We start from the raw sequence: 11,362 nt of genomic DNA, 5'->3' as shown, positions 1-11,362 counted from the left end.
GCACCCCCTGATAATTCCAGGTACTCAGGGCATAAGCAAAAGGCCATAATTTATCTCTCTTGGTAAAAATCGGTCGGATTTTACTAGTGGTCCCGGTAGTAACCCCGCCAGATATGGGTCTTACCCAGAGCTCCGCCGTCAGTTTAGTTTTGGGGTTTATATACCAAGTGTGTGGCACAGTCATATTATCATATCTCGAAGTATTACTATTGGACCATAATTTTAGCGCATGGTTGGCACCCGGGGCAGGCGGGATCGGATTGTAAACGCGGTAGAAAATATCCTCGTCGCCCCAGCCGTATTTGGGGGTGTTGAATTTGGCTTGCATGACATAATGAACCGTCTTCCCTTTGCCGATAGCCATCTGCAAGCCTTTGATCACATTGCCGGTCCAAGCGGGATAAAGCCAACATGGTTTAGTAAAGGTGATGCCGCCGTTAGCAGAATAACGATAAGTAGCCCCTTTCCATAATACATGGACTTTTTTTCCTGACTCATCACTGGGATCGGTCTGCACCAGGGGCCACCAACCATGATCGGAACAGATCGTACCAGGCGGCGCGGTTAATTCCTTTAGGGCATGAAAATTTTTTCCGTTATTACTAGACCGTTTCAGGAAGATCCTTTTATTATCAAGGGAAAAAACTACATAAACATAATTGCCTTTTGCGGCCACGGTTTCCTGGCCAATATTTAACTTTCCCCCAGCTATCGGACTAATTGCCAGTCTCTTGGCGGCCGACCAGGTCAGCCCCTGGTCGTTGGAACGTCGACAGTAAAGGGCGATATCATCGCTATCATAAGCCGTGTTGTTTTGGGTCCAGACGACATAGACATTGCTTCCGGCTACGGCAATATTGGGGGAATAATGCTTGTCATGCAGAACATAAGAAAGGAATTTACCGTTAACAGCCTTAGTGGTCATCTGTTTTTTCTTAAAGGTCTTCCCGCCATCTGTGGAACTGGCACAGCCCAAAATGGCCTGGAAGTCACCATTATTATAGGGTTCGGTAATCCGGTAATGGAGAAAATAGACTCGATCGCCAACTCTGGTTAAATCCTGCAAGCTGCGCTCAAACTGGTCAATATTAGTCACCACCTTTTTTTTAAAAGTAGCGCCGCCGTCATCAGAGTTAAGTAATCGGACGCAGTTTTTGCTATGGTCACAGGCGTAATAAGAAAAGCCCAGGGTCACTTTGCCACTGTGGGCTGCGATCTTATTGTCATTGAGATACCAGCCATCGGTACCCTGAAAAACTTCACGTACCGGCTCAAAGGTGGCCCCATTGTCCGTAGAGCGGAAATACAAGAGGTTGAAATACCAGCTACGACTACCGCTGGCCGGGAAATAACGGCTGAAGGCGATGTGGACGCTATTGCCATCTACTGCTAAATGTTTAAAACTGGGTTTATAATAATATAGGTAATTACCCGGTTTTACCCTATACAGGATAATTTTTGGTGAAAAAGTTTGACCGCCATCAACAGAGCGCCGATAACAGACCCGGGTTTCGGCATTGTCACTTTTCCGGGAAAACCACAAAGCGTGCACTGTAGTACCGTTGACCGCGATTTCCGGAGAGGTATCAATCCAGGTTTCTCCCTGTGGCTGCCATCCCGTTAAATTCTTGTTCCATTTGGAAAGATAGGGATTCCGGGCTTCGGCGATTCCCGACATCAGGACCAGACAGGCGAGAAACAACAATATTACCCAACCAATTTTCCATCTTGTCATGCCTTTATCTTGCATTTCTAACTCCCTTAAGATGTTTTTAGTTAACCGCAGTCATTTGTTAACTCCTTCTTGGTTATTAAATTTTGCAATTATGATGCCATTCAGCAAATATGAGACCTGCTGTCCGCAGAAAATAGGCGCAGCCCTCAGTTCGGTGCTTTATCCATTTCTGAATTATTTGAGTTGAACCCAGGAGACTGGCTTACCTCCCACATTAGCTCCTGGATCAAAAAATTATATATGTAACAATAAATGTCACGGTCTGTGTGACCACTTCTATTGTTTATATTTATGAAAGTTATGTTTAAAATAGTTAACCTTCTTTTAATTAACTTTGAAAAGTGGGCGGATTGAGGACTGAGGCCGAGGAGGGAGGACAGAGCCAAGCCACTCAGCACTCAGTCCTCAGTCCTCATCGCTGGAGATAGTTGCAGCACCAGCGTTACGCGTTTCTGAGAGACCTGGCATCCGACCCCAACCGCCATCTGCTGCTGTTCACCGCCACCCCTTACATTGGCATCGAAGAGAGTTTCCGGTTACTGCTTTGGTCTAATAAACCCTAATTTTGACCTTGACGAATCCGGCCCCTCGCGGAAACCGGACCGCAAAGTGCTGCTCCCCCATGTGGCGCAACGTCGCTGCCGGGACTTAAAACAATGGCGGGGTACAGAAACTCCGTTTCCTGAGTGAGCCCAGCGAAGTGAGGTATACTTTATCTGATCCATCCCGGGTCTATTTAATGAAGTGTTGCTCTATTGGCGGGAGACCGTAAAGTTGGGCCAGAAACTTCGGGGCCAGCAGCAGCGTTCCCGCCACTGGGCCGCCATTGCTTTGCTCCGATGTGTGCTTTCCAGCCCGGAAGTGGCTGTCGCGGTCTTAAGTGAACATGCCAGACACAAGGGTTTTGGAGAGGAAATTCTTTGCGAGACCCAGGAAGAGATGGATCGGGTTTATCGGCGCCAGGTTCTTGAAGGGCTATCGCCCCATTGTCTTTTGTCGCTTTATCCCTACGGCCAAGTACTTGGAAACTTAGCTGCTTGAGCTTTTAAGAGCTGAGTTTCCAGCTTTGCGGGTAATTGGGGTAACCGGCGAGATCAGTGACGAAGAGCGACGGGCCTGGTCCCCCGGCGATCTGGCCAGAATCCTCCAGACCCTGAGGAATTACCAGTTCCCGCTGTGGGTGACCTTCGACCGGCTGAAGGATGAGAAAGCAGAGTATCTGGGCCGCGCTCATCCTATTATTAAGGCTTTTTGTCAGGAAGTTATCAGCCGGGCCGTCTCTCCATCCCGCACCGACATTGCAAACCAGGAACTGGTGGAAGCTCATCTTTATTCGGTCTGGTTGGCAATCCTGGGGCTGGTTCTGGGCCATTCCATGGCCGACCTCCGGGACATGGAAGCCGCCGGTTATCCCTTGCTGTCTGAGAAGGTCGCGGCTTTAAAGATGTCTGAGGACCGCCAGCTGGAAGCCGTGACCGGCTTTACCGAGCAACCCTTGACAGCGCCGGGGATTTGCTCTAAGTTACAGTTTGATGGCCGAATTTACGGCGCAGCTCCACGAATAAGTCTGGAACCAGGGGAAATTCCGTGCTCGAACGGGATGCTTACGAAATCCTGGGGGTGAAAAAGACCGCCAGCGAAGCCGAGATCAAAAAAGCCTACCGCAAACTGGCCCGGAAACATCATCCAGATGTTAACCCCAACGATCCTGAGGCCGAGGCGCGGTTCAAAGAGATCACCGCGGCTTATAATATCCTTTCTGACCCCCAGAGACGGGCTGAATATGATCAGATGGGTCAGGCCTATTATGCCACCCCAGAGGCCGCCCGGGGATTTGAAGAGGCCTTTGCCTATCGCGATTTTAGCGATCTGTTCCGCGATTTGTTTGCCGAGGGTCCGGCATATGCCGGACCGATGCGGGGCCAGGACCTTACCTTTGGCCTAGAAATTGATTTCCTGGAGGCGGTGCGGGGTGGCACCCGAACCCTGAGCCTGGAAAAAGAACAGGTCTGCTCCGCCTGTCAGGGGTCCGGATATGAGAGTTTGGGTAAGTCCTGCCCCTCCTGTAAAGGGCAGGGGGCCATTGAAAAACAGGTAGATAATGTCCGGTTACTAATCACTTGTCCTCGCTGCCAGGGAACCGGCCGGGTCGACCGCCAGATCTGTCGGTGGTGCGGGGGACAGGGGACGGTTCCAGGCGTCGAGACTATCGAGGTCCAGATTCCCCCCGGCGTAGACCAGGGCACCCGCTTGCTCTTGGCCGGCAAAGGCAATCCTGGGTTGAACGGCGGGCCGCCCGGTGACCTCTACCTGATCATCTCCGTCCGTCCGCATCCGCAATTCACCCGTCAGGGCAAGGATATTTATCTGAAGAGGACGATTTCCTTATTTGACGCCGTGCTGGGGGGGAAGATTAATGTGCCTACCCTGGATGGGTCGGTGGCGCTCAAGATTCCGCCGGGCACCCAAAATGGCCAGCGCTTTCGCCTCAAAGGCAAAGGGGTAGCCAGCAAGAGCGGGCCACCGGGGGATCAGTATGTAGAGGTGAGCGTTCGCATTCCTCGCCACCTGGACCCCAAGGCTAAAGAACTATTTCAAGATTTAAGAGAAATGGTACCGGCGGAGTCTTGAAAGCCTTTTCAGGACAGAAGGAAAATGCCGGATGGAATTTATAGACTGGGTTAATGTTTGATTAAAGGCTCACAGAGGTCGGCGATGCCACAGCTCCAGAAACGTTATTATTCAATCCAGGCGGTAGCCCAAACCCTCGGAGTCCATCCCCAGGCGATCCGCCTCTATGAACGGGAAGGATTGATTACCTCGGTCCGAAGCGGGAAAAACCGTTATTACGCCCTCCGGCAGATTGAGCGCTTGCGGGTTATCCTGCAGCTGCGCCAGGAATTGGGCGTCAATCTGGCCGGCATCGAGGTGATTCTGAATATGCGGGACCGCCTGATGGAATTGCAGAAGACGGTGGCGGAGCTGAGTGGCCCAGGTACTTCGACCCGGAGACCATCGCCGCCGGCCCCGCCCCTGGAGCCACCCCGAATTATTGTTAAAGAAGAGACATGAACCTGGCTGGGCCGATAGCCCGGCCCCTGGTGCCTCTGACTCTGGCCCTGATCGGGGGCATCGCCAGCCCCGCCTGGGGGATAGACTTCTCTTACCGGTGGGCGGCAGGGGCGTCCCTGTTTATTCTTTTAGGACTAGGCCTGGCCTGGTTTTATGGTCGTTCTTGCCGGGGGCTGTCGTTAGTGCTTTTTTGGCTGATTGGCCTGGCCTCCTATCAGCTCGCCCTGAACCCGCCCTTACCGGCTAACCATGTCTGTCACCTTCCGGCTGATTCAGCTATCTCCCTGATCGGCAGGATAGATCAACCTCCGAAAGCGCTTGCCTCCGGGTGGCGATTCGAACTCGAAGCCGATTCCTGGCTCGGTCCGCAAGGGTGGCAAGCGACTACTGGTAGAGTTCAGGTTTATGCTCCCTTAATGCCAAAAGCGCTGCGGGTGGGAGAGCGGGTGGCGATTCTGGTCAGACTGCGCCCGGTGGAAAATTTCCTTAACCCCGGAAGCTTTGATCGTCGCCGGTTTTTGGCCCGGCAACAGATATTCACCGCCGCTACCCTAAAAGAAAGCCAGCACCTGGTCCGCCTGGCTCCGAGTCGGGAACCATGGTGGCCCAGCCAATGGATAATTCGATTCCGGGCTCGGGCGACGGATTTTCTGGAGCAGCAACCTCAGCCCAGCCGTGCTCTCTTTAAGGCCCTGCTGCTGGGAGATCAGGGTGAGATTACCCCGGAGATGCGCCAGGCATTCAGCCGCACCGGCACCAGTCATCTGATAGCCATCTCCGGCCTGCATCTGGGGATGGTAGCGGCGGTCGCTTTCGGGCTGTTTTTCTGGCTGCTGCGGCGTTCAGTCTGGCTCTTGTTGCGAGTCAATGCCATTAAAATCGCGGCCCTAGCCGCCATTATTCCGGTTTGGGGATACGGTCTGATAGCCGGTGGTTCCCCGGCCACCCAGCGGGCTGAGATCATGATCCTGGTCTATCTATTATTGGTCCTGCTCGACCGCCACCGGGATCTCTATAGTGCCCTGGCCCTGGCCGCGCTGGTCATCCTGACCCTTTCACCCCTGACCTTATTTACCGTATCTTTTCAACTCTCCTTTATTTCGGTTCTGGGGTTGATTTATTTAACTCCGAAATGGGCGCCGTCTTTGAAGGCCTGGTGGTACGAAGGCGAACTGCCCCGTGGCCTCAGGCGGCGTTTGGCGTTTTGGATAGGCGATGCCCTGGCCGCTTCGGGGGCGGCTACCCTGGCGACGCTACCCCTGGTGGCCGCCAGCTTCAATCTGGTTCCTACTTATGGGGTGCTGGTCAATCTGGTGGCGATCCCGCTATTCAGTACCCTGACCGTGCCTCTGGGATTAGCGGCTCTGGTCCTTTTACCCTGGTCATCGGGATTGGCTCAACCATTAATCAGCCTGGGAAATCTGCTATTGAAAGCAGGCATATGGGTCATTTTCCAAGGCGCTCGCTTACCCCTGTCGTCTCTGACCGTACCGACGCCGACTCCCTTGCAGATTGGGGCCTTTTATCTGTTAGTATTCGGCCTGTTCCCGCGGCGACGGAATTTTTGGAGCTGGGCCAGCGTGGGACTGAGTGCCTTGCTCCTAATGGGATCCATCGGTTATCAGGCTCTAAGCTTGCGGATTAAATCGAATCTGGAGATCACCAGCCTCGATACCCGGGGGGAGATGGCCGCGTTAGCGACTTTGCCGGGCGGCACCCGGATGGTGATCAGTGGAGGAGTGCCAACCTGCGGGGATTTTGCCCGAGGCTCACGATCGCTGCTGACCTCTTTTCTGCACTACTGTCAGGTCTCGCAGGTGGACTATCTGGTGGCCCTGGCCACTACCAGGCAAAACGCCGGCACTTTGCTGACGGTAGCGCAAAATTTTACCCTGGGCCAGTTCTGGTACGAAGGTGGGCGGGTTCCAGACCCGGCTTTTTGGGAGCTCAGAAATATGCTCGGCGATCAACGGTTGCCGGTCCTTAATCTGGCTATCAAGCCGCCCCCGGCAGAGATTCAGGGAATTGAAATCAGGCTCTTCCAAGAATCACGGTGGCCTGGCGGGCGCTCCCATGGTCCTGTCGTCTTACAGTTGGGATATAAAAATCAGAGGCTGCTTTTTATCCCCCCGGCTCGCCGGGAATGGCTGGGGCGATTGGCAGATTTCGGAACGGCCTTGGCCAGCGAAGTGGTATGGGCCCCCCGGCGGCTGACCGACTCTAAGTTTTGGGGGACCCTGCTTCCTTATCTACACCCCCAAGTGGTGGTGGTTTCCGGCGGTTCTGGAGAGAAAGAGCCGGGTAAACAAGACGGGTTAGGAACTATCAAATGGTACTATACTGACCAGGGGGCAGTGACTGCGGTGGTATCGGATTCAGGCTTAACCATGCGGCAATGGCGCCCGTAACCATGTTTAGCTCTTGCGCGAGGTTTTAGCCATGAAATGGCTCAATTGTTGTTTAACATCTTCAGATTCACATTGGGGACACTTTACCTTGGTAGATTCTCTTTCGCTCATACTCATAATCAGGGTAAATTCAGCGCCACATTTTTCACATTTGAACTCATAGGTCGGCATCCTTCCATGTCCTCCTGCTAAAAGGGATGATTAAAAATTCGCTCTTTTTTAATTATATTATAAATCTTTCCTTTTTGCCTGACAAGCAAAACTCAGAGGCAAATCATTCGAGGTCCTGGTTTAATTTTTTCAGGCTATTGAAGGCCGATAGTTATAGGCCGTAAGATTGCCTGCCACTGCTCCAATTTTGATCAGGAAGGGTAACCTAAAGGGCTAATCAGGGTTGGAGGCCGCAGTAGGGAGCGGGCCACAGCCAGATTACGGGGATCGTCGTCGGCGTGTTTTGTGGGAGTTTCAAGGATGATTGCCTGAGGGGTAAACGCGGCATGGTTAAGAAACTGTCGCAGTCCGGCCAGACCGATTTCCCCCTGGCCCAGGTGCCAATGGCGATCGCAGTAGGATCCCAACCGCGCCCGGGAGTCATTCAGATGCACCACTTTTAAGGCCGTTAGCCCCGTACCCTGGGCGATTTCGTCTGCAAGCCGGTTTATTCCGGCCATCTGCCGGAGATCGTAGCCCGCGGCAAAGGCATGGGCTGTATCCAGGCACAATCCCACCGGCACCTGACTAAATTCGATGATCTTATTGAGCTGCCAGATTTGCCAACCCAGTTCCCGCCCTTGCCCGGCGGTGTTTTCTATCAAGATGAGCGGCGGAGGCGGAATCCGGCTCACGGCTGCAGCTAAGGCAGCTGCTACCCGGTCTAAGCTACCGTCTGGCACCAGGGCATGCCCGGGATGACAGACCAGGAAATCGGCCTTCAGTTGGGCGGCCAGTTCCAACTCCCGCTGTAGGCGGTCCCGGGAGCGCTGATAGAGGGCAGCTTCTGAGGCCCCCAGATTGGGCAGATAAGAAAGATGTACTACCAGCGGCGCTAGGCCAATCTGACGCCGGAGGGCAATAAACTTCTCGATCTCTAAGTCGGGCACTGGGCGCCAGCGCCAGGTCCGGGGATTCTGCACGAAGATCTGTAGACTCTGGCAACCCAGGGCCTGGGCCCGGCGCAGTGCCTGGCTCAATCCGCCGGCAATGGAGAGGTGGAATCCGAAGCGCATTTCCATTAAATGGGAAAGAGCTTTACAAGCACCTTCTATTTTAATATATTAATATTTTATGGAAAAAACGGCCTCTACCCGATCCCGTCTTTTCCGGTGGCTGATTCTGGAACAGTATGTGGCCCGGGAATTTATCAAGCTCTTCTTGCTGACCCTGGTAACCCTGGTGAGCGTTTATCTGATCGGGGCCTTCTCAGAGAAGATCGGCCGTTTAGTCCAGGCTCAATTGGACCTGATTGCCATCCTGAGCTATTTTAGCGCCCGGGTGCCCGAAGCCGTCGGCCAGGTGTTGCCTGCCGCGGTGCTCCTGGCAGTGATGATTACTTTGGGACTGCTGGCCCGTCACAACGAAACCATCGCTATCCGGACCTGCGGCATCAATATCTTCTGTCTGATCCGGCCGCTCGTCATGCTAGCCGGGGGGCTCAGTCTGATACTGTTTTTCCTTAATTTCTACTTCATCCCCTGGACCCAGCAGCAAATGACAACCATTTGGGAGACCCAGGTAGAAAAAAAACCGCCCCGCAGTCTGATCAATATGGAGCGCTTCTGGTATAAAGGGGATCGGGCTATATTTAACATCCTGATGTTCCGTAAGGATACACAGACGTTGGAAGGAGTCAAGATCTATCTTTTTGACCAACAATTTCGCTTAGTGCAGTTGATTGCCGCCAAACGGGCCCAATGGGACGGGGACCGCTGGCATTTTTATCAGGGAATCAGTCAAATCTTTACTCCGGCCGGCTCCGTGATAAGCGAAAGTTTTCAGAAACGGATCATTCCTCTGACTGAGCAGCCAGATGATTTTGCCGTAATCGAAAAAAAAATTAGCGAAATGGATTTCACCGAGCTTTACCGCTATATCGATCGTTTGGAACACGATGGCTATGATCCCACTGAATACCGCCTCGATTTGCAGAGACGTATGGCACTATCCCTGACCCCCCTGATTGTCACCCTGATCGGCGGTGGTTTGGCCCTGTTCCGAGAAAAGACCTACATCCCGGCGGTAATTGCCACAGGGATCGCCGTAGTTTTTGTTTATTGGCTGTTTATCGGGTTTTGCCTATCCCTGGGTGAGGCCGGGCGTTTACCGGTGTTTTGGGCGGTGTGGCTGCCTAACGTTTTATTTACCGTCCTAGGACTGGTCTGGCTGATAAAGAACGGTTTATTAACTTTACCGAAGTCTTTTTCAAGTTATAAAATCTCGCTTTGGCCGGGGAGGTAAAGGCGAGAGATCTAGGCGCTAGAGTTTGGATAACCGCGTGTAGGGATTGATTAGCTTTAAGTTTTGATATAATTCAATGAATTTTTTACAACGCATTGCCGCCCGCAAACTAGCAGAGACGGAGGAGCTGTTCGCCGCCGGGCGCTTAGAAGATTTCCGGCACCTGATCGCCCACCGTTCGGCGCCGATGAGTCTTAAAAGTGCGCTCGATCAATCACCGGTTCCGGCTATCATCGCTGAGATCAAGAAGGCCTCGCCCTCTAAAGGAGTTCTGGCGGCCGCTATCGATCCGGTGGCCCTAGCCCATACCTATCAGGCTCACGGCGCGGCGGCCCTCTCGGTGTTGACCGAAAGAGCCTTTTTTCAGGGCAGCCCAGAAATGTTGGCGGAGTTGCGGCTGGAAGTTAACCTGCCCATCCTGCGCAAGGATTTTATCCTGGAGCCGATCCAGGTCTATGAAAGCGCCGCACTAGGAGCCGATGCCCTGTTATTGATCGTCGCCCTGCTGCCGCTGGGCATCTTGCGGGCCTTGCTGCTCCTGACCCGAAGCCTGGGGCTGGAGGCCCTGGTGGAAGTCCATACCAAGGCGGAACTGGACCAGGCCCTGGAGGCCGGGGCCCGGCTGATCGGCATCAATCACCGCAATCTGCGCACCTTTGAGGTTAACATGGAACGGGCCCTGGAGTTGGCGCCGCTTATTCCACCAGAGATAACCGTGGTGGCGGCCTCCGGTCTTAAAAGCCGGAATGATTTCAAGCGGCTAGAAGCAGTGGGCATACGGGCCTTTTTAATCGGCGAAGCCCTGGTCACTGCTAGCGATCCCGGGGCCAAGCTTAAAGAATTCATGGAGAAATAAATATAAGCATGGTTCGGGTAAAAATTTGCGGACTTACCAATCTGGCGGACGCGCAACTGGCATGCGAGCTGGGCGCGCAAGCCCTGGGCTTTATTTTTTATCCAAAAAGCCCGCGCTACGTGGCCCCGGACACCGCCCGGCAGATCATCTCCCAACTCCCACCACTGGTCCTCAGTGTCGGGGTCTTCGTGGATGAAGAGCTGGCGGCGGTGCGGGAGTTGGCGGCTCAGATCGGCCTGGATTGGCTGCAATTACACGGTGAGGAGCCACCCGACTACTGTCAGGCCCTGGGCCGCAACATCATCAAGGTGATTCCGGTTAAGGATGAGACCTCTTTAGAACTAATGGCTGCCTATCAGGGCCGGGTGCGGGCCTTTCTGCTGGATACCTATAAATCCGGGCAAAAGGGCGGGACTGGCCAGACATTTGATTGGCCCCTGGCCCGGCGGGCCAAAGCCTGGGGGCCGGTGATCCTGGCCGGGGGGCTGAATCCGGAGAATGTTGCGGCCGCGGTCCGGGCCGTCCAACCCCAGGCTGTGGATGTGGCCAGCGGTGTGGAGGCTACCCCCGGACGAAAAGATCCGGAGAAACTTAAGGCCTTCTTTAAAGCCTTGAATAATAAATTTATAAAAGCTTGAGAAGGTTGATTTGATTTTTCTCAAAACTAAAAACTCGAACCCCGAAACTTATCCATGGAGGTTTTACCTTGTCACCTGATCGACGGGGTCATTTCGGCCCTTACGGCGGGCGCTTCGTGCCCGAAACCCTGATGCCGGCCTTACTGGAGCTGGAGCAGGCCTATCGCCGCATCCGCCGCGATCCGGCCTTTAAGAAGGA

12 protein-coding genes are annotated in these 11,362 nt (G+C 53.7%); 9 read left to right on the top strand and 3 right to left on the bottom strand.

Translation table 11 applies throughout. The features are described from left to right. On the bottom strand, positions 1–1,735 hold a 1,735-nt coding region (locus tag JRG72_10445), incomplete at its 3' end, for an exo-alpha-sialidase (GenBank protein ID MBW2135623.1). Between the two features lie 774 nt (positions 1,736–2,509). Between JRG72_10445 and JRG72_10440 the strand changes: the two genes are divergently transcribed. The 5 genes from JRG72_10440 (at position 2,510) to JRG72_10420 (ending at position 7,215) form a co-directional block, all read left to right on the top strand. Continuing rightward, positions 2,510–2,776 carry a hypothetical protein gene (locus JRG72_10440; protein MBW2135622.1) on the top strand — a complete coding sequence of 89 codons (267 nt, stop codon included), beginning with the start codon at positions 2,510–2,512 and terminating at the stop codon, positions 2,774–2,776. Positions 2,777–2,801: 25 nt separating this feature from the next. Then, entirely contained in the window at positions 2,802–3,359 is a 558-nt protein-coding gene (locus JRG72_10435) for a hypothetical protein (GenBank protein ID MBW2135621.1), read from the top strand. Continuing rightward, positions 3,323–4,366: a molecular chaperone DnaJ gene (dnaJ, locus tag JRG72_10430; protein ID MBW2135620.1), complete on the top strand. Its 1,044-nt coding sequence runs from the start codon at positions 3,323–3,325 to the stop codon at positions 4,364–4,366. Before JRG72_10435 ends, dnaJ begins: the two co-directional genes overlap by 37 nt. A gap of 84 nt (positions 4,367–4,450) precedes the next feature. Further along, positions 4,451–4,807, top strand: a complete 357-nt coding sequence (locus JRG72_10425) for a MerR family transcriptional regulator (protein MBW2135619.1) — start codon at positions 4,451–4,453, stop codon at positions 4,805–4,807. Beyond that, the gene (locus tag JRG72_10420; protein ID MBW2135618.1) at positions 4,804–7,215 is read left to right on the top strand and encodes a ComEC/Rec2 family competence protein; all 2,412 of its coding nucleotides are present in this window, start codon (positions 4,804–4,806) and stop codon (positions 7,213–7,215) included. Before JRG72_10425 ends, JRG72_10420 begins: the two co-directional genes overlap by 4 nt. Before the next feature lie 6 nt (positions 7,216–7,221). Here JRG72_10420 and JRG72_10415 read toward each other — a convergent pair whose 3' ends face one another. Continuing rightward, complete coding sequence (locus JRG72_10415) at positions 7,222–7,386, bottom strand: zinc ribbon domain-containing protein (protein ID MBW2135617.1); 165 nt, start codon at positions 7,384–7,386, stop codon at positions 7,222–7,224. Between the two features lie 191 nt (positions 7,387–7,577). Further along, positions 7,578–8,447 carry a deoxyribonuclease IV gene (locus tag JRG72_10410; GenBank protein ID MBW2135616.1) on the bottom strand — a complete coding sequence of 290 codons (870 nt, stop codon included), beginning with the start codon at positions 8,445–8,447 and terminating at the stop codon, positions 7,578–7,580. 52 nt (positions 8,448–8,499) lie between these two features. On the opposite strand from JRG72_10410, the gene lptG reads away from it, so the two are divergent. The 4 genes from lptG to JRG72_10390 form a co-directional block, all read left to right on the top strand. Further along, positions 8,500–9,669 (top strand): LPS export ABC transporter permease LptG, encoded by a 1,170-nt coding sequence (gene lptG, locus JRG72_10405; protein MBW2135615.1) that lies wholly within the window; start codon positions 8,500–8,502, stop codon positions 9,667–9,669. A gap of 76 nt (positions 9,670–9,745) precedes the next feature. Then, entirely contained in the window at positions 9,746–10,525 is a 780-nt protein-coding gene (gene trpC / locus JRG72_10400; GenBank protein MBW2135614.1) for an indole-3-glycerol phosphate synthase TrpC, read from the top strand. A gap of 8 nt (positions 10,526–10,533) precedes the next feature. After that, entirely contained in the window at positions 10,534–11,163 is a 630-nt protein-coding gene (locus JRG72_10395; protein MBW2135613.1) for a phosphoribosylanthranilate isomerase, read from the top strand. A 68-nt stretch (positions 11,164–11,231) separates the two neighbouring features. Further along, the coding region (locus JRG72_10390) for a tryptophan synthase subunit beta (protein MBW2135612.1) at positions 11,232–11,362 on the top strand (131 nt) is incomplete at its 3' end.

The sequence above is a fragment of the Deltaproteobacteria bacterium genome (assembly GCA_019309545.1).
In the GTDB taxonomy this organism is placed as follows: domain Bacteria; phylum Desulfobacterota; class Desulfobaccia; order Desulfobaccales; family Desulfobaccaceae; genus Desulfobacca_B.
Note: the sequence above shows the minus strand (reverse complement) of the source record. Positions and strands in the feature narration are given on the sequence as shown.